This window comes from Indolivaga alginatilytica, from assembly GCF_003201355.1.
Taxonomy (GTDB): domain Bacteria; phylum Bacteroidota; class Bacteroidia; order Bacteroidales; family Dysgonomonadaceae; genus Dysgonomonas_A; species Dysgonomonas_A alginatilytica.
Map to the genome: position 1 here is coordinate 1 of NZ_QICL01000024.1, position 16,605 is coordinate 16,605.

Genomic DNA, 16,605 nt, shown 5'->3' on the forward strand with positions numbered 1-16,605 from the left:
CGCTAATAGAATTACGTGACAAAGGGGTTGTAAAACATGTGGGTATTACTGATCTTCAACTGGAGAATCTTCGATGGGTAATAGATCGTGTTCCGACGGGAACAATAGATACTGTACTTAATTTCTGCCATTTTTGTCTGAATGACGATGCTTTAGTCGATTATCTGGATTATTTCGAAGAAAAGGGAATCGGTGTTATTAATGCGTCGCCCTTTTCGATGGGGTTACTGACTCAACGGGGAGCTCCGGATTGGCATCCGGCATCAATACCATTGAAGGAATTGTGTAAAAAAGCTATGCAGTATTGTTTAGGAAAGAAATACCCTATCGAGAAACTGGCTATACAATATGCAGTAAGTAATCCACGCGTTACAACTACCTTATTCAGTACGGCAAGACCAAGTGCAGTCTTGAAAAACATTGAATGGGCAAACGAGCCGTTAGATGAAGAGTTGCTGGGTGAGGTAAAAAAGATATTACAGCCTATGCATCGGGATACATGGTTAAACAGCTAAAATAGTGGTGGATATAAAAACAAGTGGATACAAGGTAAGACAGTATGCTTTCCCAACCAAGCGGTATTGCCAAACATTGGATTTGAAAAATGATCCTCAACTGATAGAAGAGTATGTAAAGCGACATAGTAATGAAGAGCACTGGGATGTTATCAGACAAGGTTTACGCAAAGTAGGTATTCTGGAAATGGAAATATATCTGCTGGATAATCGCCTGTTTATGATTGTGGAAACGAAAATGGATTTCGACTGGTCGGAAGCTTTTATAGAGCTGGCTGATATGCCAAAACAAAAAGAGTGGGAAGAGTATATGTCTATATTCCAAAATGTACAGTCCGGAATAACTTCCGGTCAAAAGTGGAAATTGATGGACAGAATATTCAGAATATACGAATAGTAAGAGAGTAAAGGCTTGGAAACTTACAATGGCATGCTATCTATAGTATAGTAATATTGAGAGGCTATGTAATTTATCATTTTCTTACACAATAATTCCTTATGACATAAATTATTTTCATATTCTCCGATTATAAACACTATGTTCTATGTTGAGAGATAAATTAAATGCTAGGCTTTTAAATAATTGGCATTATGAATCAATACTTATATACTCAGACGTTAAATGATGTGCAAGACAAACGCTTACATCGTTTTGTACAAAGTGTATGCAGGTATAAGAAATAAAATACCAAATTTTAAATAAACGACCTACTCACCTCTAGGAAAATCGTAATATAAAAGCTTAAATAGAAGAACCCCTCACTAATTATTAGCGAGGGGTTCTTTTTATAGATAATAGACCAATTCTTACGGGTTCTGAGTCAATTCACTTGGATAAGCATTAATCTCGGCTTGTGGTATAAAGTGAACAACACGCAGGTCAGTTGCATGAATAGCTGTCATAGCATCATGAGGACCCGGATAATTACGAATCATATCCTGTCCGTTACGATACACATCATAAGTACGGTGAGCTTCAAAACCCAACTCTAACTGACGCTCTTCATCTATCAACCGGGAAGCATTACTTGCATTGAGCGATTCATATTCCCCGCCAACAATAGCTCGGCCTCGTATCTTATTCAGATATGTAAGTGCCTGCCCATAATTTCCTTTCTTAGCAGATGCTTCCGCTGCATTTAAATACAATTCTGCCAAACGTGAAACTATAGGAGAGTGCAGATGAGATTCGTTATCCTGAAGAGAACATTTGGTAACGTAAAACATCGGGAATACACGATTCAATAACATTAAATAGTCCTTTTCTCCGACATAGGTTTTACCGTTGTACACAATAGAATATTGGTTCTCTTCGGCATTTACCAGAGTCAAAGGATATACCTGACCTGCTATTTTAAGGTACAAAGAATTATCATTATTAAATCTTAGTGTGTCCTGAACATAGGTATAGCCAGTTTGTACACCCTCTGCATTTTTAAGGTCGGCAATAAAACGGAATGCAGGAATTTTTTCTCCGGCCTTGTCTTCCAGATATTGAGGATCGATGAAAGCCCAGCGGGCATCGTTTCTCTGTCCTGCTTTACGCAGTAAGTCCAGATATTTTGCACTGGCATACATTTCTCCCCAGCCTTGTCCTTGAATAGTCGCATACATCCCACCAATAGTTCCATAATAATCATCACCTGAAAATTCTGAAGAGAGTCTCTTTATGGCAAATATGGTTTCTGTCTGACTACTTCCATCAGGAGGGAAAATATTATACTTCATAAAATTAATACGATCTAACAAAGCGTAGCGTCCCGACTGAATAACCTTCTCCGTATATTCAATAGACAGGTCGGCATACTCAGTATTAGGATTGTCGTAAGTACCACTCATATATAAATATATTCTGGAGAGTAGTGCTTGTGCTGCTTCTTTCGTAGCATAAGCTGCTGTCTTATTCACCGTCATAAGGCTTTCCGCTTTTTTCAGATCACTTATTGCCTGTGCATAAGTATCTTTTACGGTTGCTCTATCAGGTAGTTGTAAATTACTTACATCCGACGGTGTACCATCCAGTAAAATAGGAACTCCTAAATTAGTTTCGGGAGATTGATAGTATGGACGACCAAAAACACGGCACAGATAGAAATAACACATTCCACGGAGGTAATACATTTCCCCGATTTTTTGCTTTCTTTCTTTTGTAGCGGTTTCTTCATCAGACATATTTATCAGATCGCTGGCTTGAGATATTACCTTATAACTGGTATTCCAAAAAGTAGTTAATCTGTAATTATCCTGTATATGCTGATACGAAATAAATGGAAAAAAGGCATCGGTACTAGTACCTCTGATCATTATATTATCAGAAGGGTACTCACCTACCCTATGCATCACATCCGCCCAACCTTTAAGATGCCCGTAACACCCATTCAGTAATATCTGAAATGCAGCCTCTTTGTCCGCCTCTATTTGTTCTTTAGTATATGCATTATCCGGCAACCTTTCCAGATCACAAGAAGTGAATATCAAAGTGCATATGACAGTAAATATGATATGTTTTAGTTTCATAAGTCTAAATTATTTAAAGTGTAAGATTTACTCCGAATACAAATCTGCGTGTTTGAGGATATACTGATGTTGCAACTCCTGTTATTGTCGATGATTCATAACGAGTATCATAACGAGGAGGTATCTCAGGATCTACGCCCGAAAAATGAGTTATTGTAAATAAGTTCTCACCCGAAACAAATAACTTTACGTTAGAAACATAAGGAATTTTACCGGTCAGGTTATAACCAATCGTAAGATTTCTCATTTTCAGATAAGTTCCTGTTTCAAGAAAACGGGACGAAGCTTTATTCGAATTACTCGAATTACTATATTTGGCTAATGGGTGGGTTGCTATATCTCCCTCTTTTTCCCAACGGCTCCAGCCACTATGAAGGTTCATTTGATTTCGGTCGGTATAGGCTCCGTCCGAATCAAATTCTGCACGGGCATAATTATAGATTTGACCTCCTACCGAATAATTTAATATCGCAGATAAATCAAAATTCTTATAAACTAAGTTTGTAGCAAATCCTCCGAAAAAGTCTGGAGTATATTTACCGATAGGCACTTGGTTAGCTTCACTATATTTACTTGTAGTTACACGATTCCCGTCTTTATCAGTTTTAAGCCATAGAGGATTTCCATTTGCAGGATCTACACCGGCCCACTCCTTTAAATACCAAGTATCGGCATCTTTTCCCGGTGTGATTAGTTTTGAAGCTGATCCTGCAATGCCACTTCCATCACCTACTATTATTTCTTTTTTCTGTCCGTATAACTTAGTTACTTTATTTCTGTTTATTCCAAAGTTAGCATCCACTGTCCACAACCAGTCTTTATTTTTTATGATATCAACACTTATCGTTGTCTCAAAGCCCTTGTTCTGTAATTCTCCTTCATTTCTCCAGATGCTGGTTACTCCGATAACACCCGGTAATGGAACTGCGTATAAAAGGTCTGATGTTTTTTTGGAATAATAGTCTAATGAAATATTTACTCTATTATATAGAGAAACATCTACTCCAACTCCTGTTACAAATGATTTCTCCCATCCTAAATCGGCATTTCCAAGTTGGGAAATAACAGCCCCCGGTTCTCCGTTGTAACTCAAAGGATTTTGATTTTTCCCTGAATCTGTAGTAAGAGCATATAAAGCCAAATGAGGGTATAAGGCAGTAGGACGATTACCTACTGAACCGTAACTAGCTCTTAATTTCAGATTGTTTATTTGTTGAATCTTAAAGAATTTCTCTTTATGAATATTCCAACCTCCACTTATCGAAAAGAATGTACCATATCTTGTATTAGCTCCAAAATTAGAAGCTCCGTCATGACGAAGAGAAAACTGAGCTAAATACGTATCGTCATATGAATAATTTATATTAGAAAGATATGACTGAACTGCCCAAGCCGAGCGCCAACTGATAGCTCTTTCTGCTTTAGCGGCTACGCTACCTACTCCAAAACCGGGAGCAAAACCGGTAGACATGCTTTCGGTATTCTTGGATTTGAACTCATTCCACTCATAACCTGCTACAGCATTGATATAATGTTTCCCTATTGCTTTATTGATACGTATCAATTGATTCGTATATAATCTGTTGTAAGAACGTAAGCCTTCGGTAATACGACCATTTACTGACTCACCTGATGAAGAACGAGGGTCTTCATAGTCTGTAGAAGTTCTATTGAAGAATTTATAACTATTAATTGAAGCAAAAGTCATCCAATCGGTAATCTTAACATCAAAATCTACGTTACCCATTACCTCATAAGCTTCTGACTTACTATAGTTCCATTGCAGATCATACATATAATTAGATCCCGTAGTATTTACCCAAGTCGGATTGGGTGCATTCCCCACAAGAGAACCATCTTCGTTATAAGGGCTGTCCCAAGGTAGATTACCATACATCGCAGTTACCGAATGTTGCTGGTCAAATATATCCTTTCGTGATCCCATAATTTGGGGTCTGACTGTTAATCGATCCGAAACCTTGTACTCTACTTTTAAAAGAGCATTATATCTTGTATAATCATAGCCTTTTATAGCTCCTGTTTCATCAAAAACTCCAAGAGAAAGAAATGATTTCAGTTTTTCATTCCCTCCGCTTATCGAAATGTTATAGTCCTGCGCAAAACCTGTTTGGGTTGCATTATCCCACCAGTCGAAATTTCGATTTCTCAAATCCTTATCTTGCCACCACCAAGTATTCGAAAAGTTCTCTTTATTAGGAAATGTAGTATACAGATCATAAAGTTCTGCTCCATTCATTATACTAAATCGTCCCGAATTCAGGTCTGTAGCAGCAAATTTAGCAGAGACTCCTACAATAGTTTTACCCATTTTTGCTTTTTTGGTAGTTACTAAAATAACTCCGTTTGCTCCCTGAGAACCATATACTGCTGTAGAAGCAGCATCTTTTAACACTGTCAGGGTTTCAATATCGTTAGGATTTATATCAGTAGCACTGCTACCCATGATTACACCGTCGACCACCCAAAGAGGATCATTACTTCCGTTAATTGTACTTTTTCCCCGAATGATTATTTTCCCAGCTTCACCGGGTTGTCCCGAACCGGGGCTTACATATACTCCGGGAGATTTTCCGGTAAGGAGGTTTTCAACAGCAGGTGTAGTTGCATCCAATAGTTGTTGGCTATCGATTGTTTGCAAAGCTCCCGTAAGGCTTTCGCGTCTGATTGTGTTGTAACCAACTACAACAACTTCACTTAACGCCCTTGCATCTTCCTCTAGTGTAGTATTCACGACAGAACGTGAATTTACCACAACTTCCTGTGTCTTATATCCTAAGAAAGAAAAAATCAGTACTGCATTATTTGCATCGGGAACGGATAACTTATAGTTCCCGTCGAAATCGGAAACAGTTCCGATTACTGATCCTTTCACTTTAACACTAACCCCGATCATTGGTTCTTTTTGACCATCGATCACCGTACCTGTAATTGTTGTCTGTGCCAATATACTTCCCGTAGAGAGGAAAAGTATTAACACCCAAAAAGAGACTTTACCAAAGTAACTCTTTGCGAAGTTTTTTTTTCTAATCATGTTTTTCATTAAAAGATAGTTTAATAATAAAAAGATTGTGCTCTGTGGTTTTTTATTTTTTTAACTAAGTTGCAAATATAACAAAGAAGAAATAAATTTTCGATAAATTTATGTTAAATAAGACAATAAGGTTAATAATATTGAAAAAAAATGCAGAAATAGCATATACAACTATCCATATTAAATAAATATCCCTCTTAAAAATATCACTTTGCTATACGAAATAGTATTTTGTTTTTAGTATTTTTGTTATCATAAAATTAACAATAATGGAAATAATACAAGCCAGCACAAGTCATATACCCACAATACAAGACATTGCAATTAAATCATGGGAAATAACCTATGCAGACATCCTCTCTCGAGAACAGATGAACTATATGATTGAAATGATGTATAGTACCTCTGCTTTAAAAAAGCAAATGACAGAGCAAAATCATCATTTTTTATTAATAAAAAACGAATCATCATCAGATTTTCAAGGATTTATATCCTATGAGTTTAATTACAAAAATCAACCTAATACTAAGATACACAAGCTTTACCTTTTGCCCGAATGCAAGGGTAAAGGAATGGGCAGAATCCTAATTGACAAAGTTGCAACATTGGCTCAATCAGAGAGAAATAACTCTCTATCCCTAAATATGAACCGAGATAATAAATCCATAGGATTTTATAACCAAATGGGGTTTGAAATTGTCGGAGAAGAAGACAACGATATTGGAAGCGGTTATTTAATGGAAGATTATATTTTAGAAAAGAAGATATAGAAGATAAAATACAGGAGCATTAAAGTATTAGAAATCTATTATCGGACACTTAAGCTTCGATACACCCAATTACTAAGAACAAGGTTTTGACCTGAAAAAAATATATAAATAATGGAAAATAACATTTGCGTTTTATTTGATATGGATGGTGTAATGATCGACACCGAACCTCAATACGATGTATTCTGGAAACATGCCGGAGACCGATACAATACAGGAATAGTGAATTTCGAAAAGGTGATAAAGGGAACTACTCTTCCTAATATCCTGAAAAAATATTTCTCCCATTTAACACAAGAAGAGCTAAATACGCTATCTGACAATCTTGATAAATTTGAGGCTAATATGAACTTCGAAGAGATACCCGGTTCTGTTAAATTCGTCGAAGAATTAAAAGCTAAAGGAATAAAGGTGGGACTGGTTACCAGTTCAACCGATACTAAACTAATCGCTGTAAATAAAGCCAAACAATTCGACAAGCTATTTGACACTATTGTATCCGCAGCGCGTGTAACCGAAGGAAAACCCAATCCGAGATGCTTTCTTCTGGCTGCCGAAGATTTAGGCGTAGATCCCAAAAGCTGCATTGTTTTTGAAGATTCATTCGCAGGAATAGAGGCCGGCAAAGCCGCAGGCATGAAAGTTATTGGTTTATCGACAACCAACTCTGCCGACTTATTGAAAGACAAATGCTGTAAAGTAATTCCCGACTTTAAGAACTTCTCTGTAGAGGATTTACTTTCGATCTAAGATTTTTAATTAACATAAATATAAAATCCCGATTATACTATTTATCGGGATTTTTTGTTTCTATACAAAAGGAATCATTAAATGAAAATAGAAAAGGAACTTTTAGAAATAGCACAACAAATCAGGGCTTTGTCGCAAACAGGCTTAGTATATTCTGATAATGAATACAATACCGAACGTTATGAAGAACTTGTTCATCTAAGTAATTCTATGACTGCACTTATTACTAACAATGAAATATCAACTATAGAAGGCTGTTTTCGGGTAGAAGATGATTATGTAACTCCTAAAGTGGATGTAAGAGCAGTAGTATTTAACGACAAAGACGAAATACTCCTTGTACAGGAAAGAGCCGATGGAGCATGGGCGATACCCGGCGGATGGGCTGATGTAGGATATTCTCCCAAAGAAATAGCAGTAAAGGAAGTAAAAGAAGAAACCGGTCTAAATGTTATACCCATTCGTCTATTAGCTGTGTTGGATAAAAAATGTCACAACCACCCTCCTGCACCACATTATGCTTATAAGATATTTATACTTTGTAAGCTGATTGATGGAGAATTTACCTCAGCTTTCGACATTTTAGATAAAGGCTTCTTCAAACAAGACGAACTCCCTCCACTTTCTGAAGAAAGGACTTTGAAAAGTCAGATTGATCTAGTGTTTGAATATAAAAAGAATCCTGATAAAGAAGCGATTATCGATTAATTCTTGATAAGTTATTGCATTGAAGCAATCATTATTTCTTTAGCTTCTTTAGCCTGAGGTATATTAAAGAGAGGGAAAAGATGTACCATATTTTCATATTCATAAAAAGAAAGATTTACCCCTTTTTCTTTGCAAATTTCGTTGAATTTATGGCAGTCGGGATATAAAAGGTCAAGTGTACCCACAATCAAAGTCATAGGCGAAGTGTCTTGATATTCGCCATAAATAGGACTAACCAATGGGTTCTGCAAATCGCCCATTGAATAGACCTGTCCTGCATATTTAAGACCTTCACAATCGAGGCTAGGGTCAATCGGTTGAAGCCTTTCTATCTCAGGATTTGTCATTGCGACATCCATCCAAGGGCTAATCATAATCATATGTTCAGGTTTACGTAGATTCTGTTTAGCAATCAGTTGAGACAATCCCAAAACGAGGCTTGCTCCTGCTGAATCTCCAACAAGAAATAGCCGTCCTTCATTTGAGGAAATCTCTTTGTATAAGTTTAGAATAAAGTCGTAAATTTCTATATAGTCTGACTTAGGAATTAATGGATAATCGGGTATTACAATCTTATAGCCTAAGTTATCAGCAAAGTAGGTGATAATTTCCCAATGAATAAGCGATAACCCACAAGCAAAACCTCCACCATGCAAATAGTAAATAGTGTCTGTTGCTACTTGACCTTTTACTGATAGTGTATAGATTTTCGAACCATCTACAATAACTGTTTCTATATCGTATTTATTAAATAGGCGATTGGGAGGCGAAACACTATCGTAGAAAGCCCCACCTTTATACATATCCGTTTCGAGATTAGCTATTAATTGTTTTGTTCCTAATTTCCACAAGGCAGCTTCAAGAGCATCACTGGTCATATCTATATTTATTTATTGAACTACAAAAATAGAAAAAGTCCGACATAAACATTTATCATCGGACTGTCTGCTATTTATTCTTATTAAACTCTATATTAAGTAAATGAAAGTATTAACAATATACTTCGAATCGTAACAGGCTATTGTTGTTATGCTTAATAAAGTAATAAAAAGGTCTGAGACCTTATATTTTGCTTACTGCATTCAACTTTTCAAGAGCTTCTTTTCTTAAATTAATATCCACGCATTTAAGGATATCTAATTGGCTTGCTTTAGATACACTTGCAATAGGTGCAGTTACAGACGGACGTGCCAATAGCCAAGCCAAAGCAATTTGAGCAAGGGTTGCATTGTATTCTTTGGCAACTTCGTGCAAAGCTATCAGAATATTTTGTCCTCTGTCATTAATATATTTCGAAAGGGCATCTTTTCGTTTGCTTTGGGCGATATCTTCAATCGAATTATATTTCCCTGTCAAAAATCCGCTTGCCAACGAAAAGTAACTAACTACACCTAAATGATATTCTTTTGCTAAATCTTCATACTTGGTTTCGTATTGATTTCGGTCATACAAATTATACTCAGGTTGCAGACATACATATTCAGGGAAATTATTTTTTCGACTCACTTCTATCGATTCACGAATACGGGCAGGAGTCATATTAGAGGTTGCAATATAACGCACTTTACCCTCTTTTACCAATTGAGCATAAGCTTCCAAAGTTTCTTCTAGAGGCGTTGATAGATCATCATAATGTGTAAAATACAAATCAATATGATCCGTTTGAAGTCTTTTCAAAGATTCCTCAACTTCACTCAATATGTATGCTTTCTTTAATCCTCTGTGAGTTTCTGAGATTTGAGCTCCCACTTTGGTTGCAATTGTTAACTGCTTTCTTTTGCCGGATTTTTTCAACCATTTACCAATAATCGTTTCCGACTCTCCTCCTTTATTTCCGGGAAACCATACTGAATATATATCTGCTGTATCAATAAAATCAAAACCGGCATCGGCATACTTATCTAATATGTCGAATGATTCTTTCTCATCGGCTGTCCATCCGAATACATTACCTCCTAAAGCAAAAGGTACAACTTCCAAATCCGATTTTCCTATTTTCCTCTTTAATCCCATATATCTATATATTTAAAGCATTATATAATATTAAAAATCAACTAATCTTAAAGAATATCACGCCAATGTTTCAAATTACTCTTGGCGGTATCCCACACCTCATCTACTCGTCCTGACAATATCAACTTTGTCATAGACTTTGCAAAACCTGTCATTTGAGACAATTCCAATTTAGGAGGCATTGCCAAGGCATTAGGATCTGTTTGTACAGAAATCAAAACAGGACCTGTAAAAGTAAATGCTTCTTTTAAAGTTTCTTCTACTTTAGAAGGTTCGTTTACTCTGAATGATTGCATTCCCATAGCTGTAGCTATTGCTGCAAAATCGGGATTAAACATATCTGTTTCATAATCAGGTAAGCCTGCAACCTCCATTTCGAGTTTTACCATTCCTAACGATCTGTTATCAAAAACTACCAATTTGATTGGAAGTTTATATTGAACGATTGTAGCCAAATCGCCCATCATCATAGAAAGACCACCATCACCACAAAAAGCTATAATCTGCTGATCGGGACGGGCAAAAGCGGCACCTATAGCCATCGGCATAGCATTAGCCATAGAACCATGACTGAACGAGCCTAACATTTCACGCTCGCCTGTGGCTTGCAAATAACGGGCTCCCCATACACAACACATTCCTGTGTCTACTGTAAAAATAGCATCTCTGTCTGCAATTGTATCTATCACGGTCGCCAGATACTCAGGGGCAATTGTATCTTCACTGCCCGACCTGTTGGCTGCCAGTCCCAAATGTTCTTTTACTTTAGCATATACTTTAAGCTGAGTTTTCAAAAAATCGTCATTCGATTTTTCGTTAATCAAAGGAAGTAAAGCTTCTAAAGTATCCTTTACATTACCGCCCAAAGCCATATCTACTTTGGCACGACGTCCAATACGTTCGGGACGTATATCTACTTGAACTATCTTACATTTTTCGGGCATGAAGGTTTGGTAAGGAAAATCAGTACCCAACAAAATCAACAGATCGGCATCGTGCATAGCAGCGTATGCTGAAGGCAAGCCTAACAAACCGGTCATACCGACTTCGTAGGGGTTATCGTATTGCACCGCCATTTTACCTCTAAAACTATATCCCACCGGAGATTTAGTTAGCGAAGCCAATTGCACTATTTCATCATGAGCACCCTTTGCTCCTATTCCACAATATATAGTTACTTTTTCTGTCGAATTTATCAATTCAGCCAAAGCTTTCAATTCCGAATTATGAGGACGATATATACCTTTCGATGGTAAAAGATTGGTTGTTGTAGGACTTTCGGCAGCATTGCCTGCAGCAATATCTCCGGGTAACCCCAAAACAGCCACTTCTTTTTTATGAACAGTATGCTGTAATGCAGCCTGTAACATACGGGAAAACTGAACGGGTGTTGTAGCGATTTGATTGTATCCGCTACAATCGTCAAATAATTTTATAGTATTTGTTTCCTGAAAATAAGACATCCCAAACTCCGAAGTTGCACATGTAGAAGCTATTGCCAATACCGAAGCATTACTTCTGTGAGCATCGTACAATCCGTTTATCAAATGTACGTGCCCCGGACCGCTACTTCCGGCACAACATCCAATACCATTTAATTCTGCTTCTGCCAGAGCTGCATAAGCACCTGCTTCTTCATGACGAACGTGCACCCACTTCACTGTATTATGGGTTCGCACTGCATCATTTACTTCATTCAGACTATCTCCTGTTACTGCATAAATATGCTTGATGCCTGCTTCGTAAATCGTTTCGATTAACTGGTCTGCTACTTTCTTTGCCATAGTTCCTATTAAAAATTTGTATCCACTATAATCTATTATAAACACTCAAAAGTAGGTTTCGGATAAATAACAAACGACGATTTTAACTTTATTAACAAATTAAAAGAAAGCTTTCTTTATTAATGAATATTACAAAATAGTTCGGTATTCTTTTAATTCAGAAATTTAAAATTTCAAAGGAATTATTATCTTTGTGAGTATTAGCTCCTTGTCTAAGAGTAAGTTTTTGACTATAAATTTAACGAAATAAATACATTAGCGACATGGCAATTAATTTAACAAAAGGACAACGAATCGAGATTGGTTTATCTAAAGTAGGTGTTGGACTGGGATGGGATCCTAACGAAAGTACCGGTTTTGATTTCGATTTGGACGCATCTGCCTTTATGGTAGGTGATAATAAAAAGCTTCCATCTGACGATTTCTTCGTATTCTATAATAATCCAAAATCACCTGACGGTGCAGTCGAATCTTCTGGTGATGATTTAACAGGTGGCAATAGCGACGGTGACGATGAAACTATCACTGTAGATCTGACTAAGGTTGATCCTAAAGTACAAGAAATAGTTTTCACAGTAACTATTCACGATTACGAAACACGTAAACAAAATTTTGGACAGGTTCGCAATTCGTTTATCCGCATATATAATGCTCAGACAAATGAGGAAATTGCCAAATATGAATTGGACGAAGATTTCTCTATAGAGACAGCTGTAGAATTTGGTCGTTTATATAAACGCAACGGCGAATGGAAATTCGAAGCAATGGGTATCGGATACAAAGGCGGTCTTGAATATTTCGTAAATAAATTTGCTTAACAAGCTAAAAACTGATAACTGATAATAATATGGCTATAAATTTAGAAAAAGGACAACGCACTGAGGTAAAATTACCCAGATTCGTTGTAGGTCTTGGATGGGACACAAATTCTTCGAGCACAGGTGTAGATTTTGATTTGGATTGCTCGGTTTTTGTTCTTGGAGACAATAAAAAAATACTTACTGATGATTTTTTTATTTTCTATAATAACCTGAAAACGCCTGATGGTTCGGTAGAACACACCGGGGATAACTTGACTGGTGCAGGGGATGGCGATGATGAATCAATAAAAATAGACCTCTCTAAAATAGATTCAAAAGCGACCGAGATCTGTTTCGTTGTAACGATTCATGATGCTGAGAACCGCAAGCAAAACTTTGGTCAGGTACGAAACTCTTTTGTGAGAATCTACAATCCGGAAAATAACGAAGAGCTTTTGAAGTACGAATTGGAAGAAGACTTCTCCATAGAAACAGCTGTAGAATTTGGTCGTCTTTATAAACGCAACGGAGAATGGAAATTCGAAGCTGTGGGTGTTGGTCAAAAAGGAGGACTAAACGATTATCTGCAAAAATACAATTAACAATCTTACACATAATAAGATATAAGGAATATCATTAAATAATTAATCCACATTAATAAAATACTACTATGGCAATTAATTTACAGAAAGGTCAGCGTATAAACCTGGAGAAAAGTTCAGGCGCAAAACTTGTTCAGTTTTGTGTGGGCGTAAACTGGGGTGCTATTGAATATCAAGCCGAAGAAGGCGGTTTTCTTGGTTTTGGAAAAAAAACAGTAACTAAAACTAAAGATGTAGACTTAGATTTAAGTTGTGCTATGTATGATGAAAATGGTAACTTAGTAGACCACCTATATTCTCCATTATACAGACCCGAACTTCTTGCACAATTTGGTTTAAATGCAGGTAAATTAGTTTCAATCACAGGAGCTATGCGTCACACCGGAGATGATCTGGAAGGCGATAAAGGCGGAGATGATGGTCTTGATAACGAAATTATCACTGTCGATCTTTCCAAATTAGGAACTAACATCCACCGTATCTTCTTCTTTTTAAACAGCGTAGGCGAAGAAGATTTCTCACAAGTTCCTTATGCTAAAATAAGAATGTACGAAGGTACTCCTGCTAAAGTAGACAGCGTATATGCTGAATATAATGTGGTTTCTGAACCTCAATACAGAGGAAAGAAGGCTCTTATCATGGGAGAACTTTACAAGAAAGGTGATGATTGGAAATTTAATGCAATTGGTGATGCTTTCGAAGATGTATTCCTTGGACAAACTATCCAACGCATCTCTCAAAACTATGCTAAATAATTTTTAAGTATAATATATTTTTATCCTTTTTGCTTTTGTGTATCTTTATCAAGATTACATTTTAGCAAAAAGGATTTTTAAGGTTTAAGGCCTTTTTATTAATTTGCCTAATCACAAAATTTGATTGACATACATTTAGAATTATACAAGCGTATAATTTCTTTTTCAAATAATAAAATAGGTCTGTGACCTTAAAACATTACTGATATTTTAAATAATAAACATAATATGGATACTACTAATAATAACATTCCGACACCCTCTCTTCAGAGAATAGACAATCAAGGAAATATTAATCTGGAGAAACTAGATCAAAACGAAATCGCCAGATTGTCCGAGCTTAATAAAAGCTTAGTAGTAACCGATGTAAACTCTGTTCTAAATTATGGAGCCGATTTACAATCGACTATGGAAAAATACAGTAATGATTTTCTGAGCTCGGTCAGAACATTCAACTCAGGCGAAGTTGGTACACATATCAGCGATCTTCTTACCGAACTTAATTATATAGATGTAGATGAACTTAATCAAAGTGGATTCAAAGCCTTTTTGAGCAAGATTCCTCTATTGAAAAATATGGTTGTCAACGTAAAAAGAATATTCCAGAAATACGACACCGTTATTTCGAATGTTGACAAAATATCAAATAAGATTAAAGCAGGTCGTATCAATTCGTTGAAAGACAATACGGCTTTACAAACAATGTTCGACAACAACGTTGAATATATTAAGCAAATAGAACAGCTTATTATTGCAGGTCAACTTAAATTTCAGGAGCTACAAGTAAAACTGGCTGAAATGGAAGGTAACCCTGCAAACTATAAAGATTACGAGATTTCGGATCTTAGAGAATATATCATGCGTCTCGACAAACGTCTTGCCGATATGAAGATTATCCGCTACGTAATGATGCAATCGCTAGCACAAATACGTGTAGTGCAAAATAACAATACAGCTATTGCAGATAAAGCTCAATCGATTATTTCGACAACAATACCTGTTTGGAAAAATCAGTTGACTATTGCAGTCGCTTTATACAGACAAAAGGCAAATGTGGAAATGCAACGCAAGGTTGCCGAAACCACTAACACTATTCTAGAAAAGAATGCTGAACTGCTTCGTCAAAATAGTATTGAAGTAGCTCGCGAAAACGAAAACACAGTAGTATCTATTGATACATTGAAGAAAACAACTCAATCGCTTATCAGCACATTAGACGAAGTGAAGAAAATACACGAAGAAGGTATGCGCAACCGTCAAGTGCTTGACAAAGAATTGCAGACATTAGAAACTGAACTTCGAAAAAACGTTCAGGGAATCCGCCAATAAGGTTGTACACCTTACTTATTTCTTTGAAAGTACCCATTTTAAATGACCGATTACAGAACCGAGATATTAGATGCTTCGGATAAAATAATTCAGAGATTATACGACCTCATTACTTTTTTTGAGGATCCAGTAATCATGAAAATTTATCTGCAAAGTCAGGTCATTCATAAACTCTTTGAAGAGAATCCCGACATTGACATCAATAAGCTCGAATTATATCATATACAGTTTACAACCACGCTTATAGATCTTCTGGAGAAAATAAGAAAGAAGAATGAGCGTATGGTAAATATGATGGAAAATGAGATAGAGCTTAATTCTGATATGATTGCTAAATTAAAACAAGCAATTACTCAGGAAGGAGGGTTTGAAGCTGAAAAACTACAACAAGCTCAGCGTATCACCCGATCTATCTACAATCTGCATAAAGCATTATCAACTCAATCGTCAGAATATCCTTACACTGATAACATTAATGCTTTTAGTCTTAAATATTACAAAGGTTATTTCTTTGATGCCGATCCTCAATTGTTGACTTCATTGACAACATATAATCATTCGGATGCTTATAGAAATACATTCGGTGCTATTGACAAAAAACTATTGACCGTTCTTGTCAAAAAGAGCTATAAAGTGCAATTCTGTTTCGGGATAAGGATCAATAATACATTGATGGAAATTTATAAGATAGGAGATGAGGAAAGTTATTTTTCGTTTCAACCAACTAAGAATAATTTTCTGCCGTGTGATATAAATATATTTCCATACAAAGAATGGGAAAGTGAATCATCAAAGAAAGAACGGTCTATAAAGGAACTGATGCAAAAAAACCATCAGCTAGAAAAAGATATAAAATTCAATCTGCGACATATAGATTCTGACATTTCATTACTTCTGGATGAAAACCTGAAAAGGATAACCGAACTCGATTTTCTGGCAGACTTGGAGAATATAGATATTCAAGCTAATACGCTAAGAACGATGATCGAAACAAAAATGATATAACGATA

At 36.3% G+C, this 16,605-nt stretch carries 15 protein-coding genes; 10 read left to right on the forward strand and 5 right to left on the reverse strand.

Annotated elements, in window-relative coordinates:
• Both CLV62_RS15705 and CLV62_RS15710 read left to right on the forward strand, forming a co-directional pair.
• Positions 1-515 (forward strand): aldo/keto reductase (locus tag CLV62_RS15705; RefSeq protein WP_185144273.1); only part of this gene is annotated, 515 nt, incomplete at its 5' end.
• 7 nt (positions 516-522) lie between these two features.
• Positions 523-912, forward strand: coding sequence for an L-rhamnose mutarotase (locus CLV62_RS15710; protein ID WP_110311792.1), 390 nt, complete (start codon positions 523-525; stop codon positions 910-912).
• 410 nt (positions 913-1,322) lie between these two features.
• Here CLV62_RS15710 and CLV62_RS15715 read toward each other — a convergent pair whose 3' ends face one another.
• Complete coding sequence (locus CLV62_RS15715; protein WP_110311729.1) at positions 1,323-3,032, reverse strand: RagB/SusD family nutrient uptake outer membrane protein; 1,710 nt, start codon at positions 3,030-3,032, stop codon at positions 1,323-1,325.
• Between the two features lie 13 nt (positions 3,033-3,045).
• Positions 3,046-6,093, reverse strand: coding sequence for a SusC/RagA family TonB-linked outer membrane protein (locus tag CLV62_RS15720; protein WP_110311730.1), 3,048 nt, complete (start codon positions 6,091-6,093; stop codon positions 3,046-3,048).
• Between the two features lie 260 nt (positions 6,094-6,353).
• Here CLV62_RS15720 and CLV62_RS15725 point away from each other — a divergent pair, with 260 nt between their 5' ends.
• The 3 genes from CLV62_RS15725 to CLV62_RS15735 all read left to right on the forward strand — a co-directional run bounded on the left by CLV62_RS15725 (position 6,354) and on the right by CLV62_RS15735 (position 8,312).
• Positions 6,354-6,854, forward strand: coding sequence for a GNAT family N-acetyltransferase (locus CLV62_RS15725; RefSeq protein ID WP_110311731.1), 501 nt, complete (start codon positions 6,354-6,356; stop codon positions 6,852-6,854).
• Between the two features lie 111 nt (positions 6,855-6,965).
• Positions 6,966-7,604, forward strand: a complete 639-nt coding sequence (locus CLV62_RS15730) for an HAD family hydrolase (RefSeq protein WP_110311732.1) — start codon at positions 6,966-6,968, stop codon at positions 7,602-7,604.
• A gap of 81 nt (positions 7,605-7,685) precedes the next feature.
• The gene (locus CLV62_RS15735) at positions 7,686-8,312 is read left to right on the forward strand and encodes an NUDIX hydrolase (protein ID WP_110311733.1); all 627 of its coding nucleotides are present in this window, start codon (positions 7,686-7,688) and stop codon (positions 8,310-8,312) included.
• 11 nt (positions 8,313-8,323) lie between these two features.
• On the opposite strand, the gene CLV62_RS15740 is transcribed toward CLV62_RS15735, so the two are convergent.
• The 3 genes from CLV62_RS15740 to CLV62_RS15750 all read right to left on the reverse strand — a co-directional run bounded on the left by CLV62_RS15740 (position 8,324) and on the right by CLV62_RS15750 (position 12,109).
• Positions 8,324-9,190, reverse strand: coding sequence for an alpha/beta hydrolase fold domain-containing protein (locus CLV62_RS15740; RefSeq protein WP_110311734.1), 867 nt, complete (start codon positions 9,188-9,190; stop codon positions 8,324-8,326).
• Positions 9,191-9,374: 184 nt separating this feature from the next.
• Positions 9,375-10,325, reverse strand: a complete 951-nt coding sequence (locus CLV62_RS15745; protein WP_110311735.1) for an aldo/keto reductase — start codon at positions 10,323-10,325, stop codon at positions 9,375-9,377.
• 47 nt (positions 10,326-10,372) lie between these two features.
• A complete protein-coding gene (locus CLV62_RS15750; protein ID WP_110311736.1) occupies positions 10,373-12,109 on the reverse strand; it encodes a thiamine pyrophosphate-dependent enzyme in 1,737 nt (578 codons plus the stop codon).
• A 263-nt stretch (positions 12,110-12,372) separates the two neighbouring features.
• Between CLV62_RS15750 and CLV62_RS15755 the strand changes: the two genes are divergently transcribed.
• From CLV62_RS15755 to CLV62_RS15775, 5 genes are all read left to right on the forward strand, one after another.
• Positions 12,373-12,927, forward strand: a complete 555-nt coding sequence (locus CLV62_RS15755; RefSeq protein WP_110311737.1) for a TerD family protein — start codon at positions 12,373-12,375, stop codon at positions 12,925-12,927.
• 29 nt (positions 12,928-12,956) lie between these two features.
• Complete coding sequence (locus CLV62_RS15760) at positions 12,957-13,511, forward strand: TerD family protein (protein WP_110311738.1); 555 nt, start codon at positions 12,957-12,959, stop codon at positions 13,509-13,511.
• A 68-nt stretch (positions 13,512-13,579) separates the two neighbouring features.
• The gene (locus tag CLV62_RS15765; RefSeq protein WP_050708885.1) at positions 13,580-14,266 is read left to right on the forward strand and encodes a TerD family protein; all 687 of its coding nucleotides are present in this window, start codon (positions 13,580-13,582) and stop codon (positions 14,264-14,266) included.
• Positions 14,267-14,494: 228 nt separating this feature from the next.
• Positions 14,495-15,595, forward strand: a complete 1,101-nt coding sequence (locus CLV62_RS15770) for a toxic anion resistance protein (protein ID WP_110311739.1) — start codon at positions 14,495-14,497, stop codon at positions 15,593-15,595.
• Positions 15,596-15,637: 42 nt separating this feature from the next.
• On the forward strand, positions 15,638-16,600 hold the full coding sequence (locus CLV62_RS15775; RefSeq protein WP_110311740.1) for a hypothetical protein: 963 nt from the start codon (positions 15,638-15,640) through the stop codon (positions 16,598-16,600).
• The last annotated feature ends 5 nt before the right edge of the window (positions 16,601-16,605 follow it).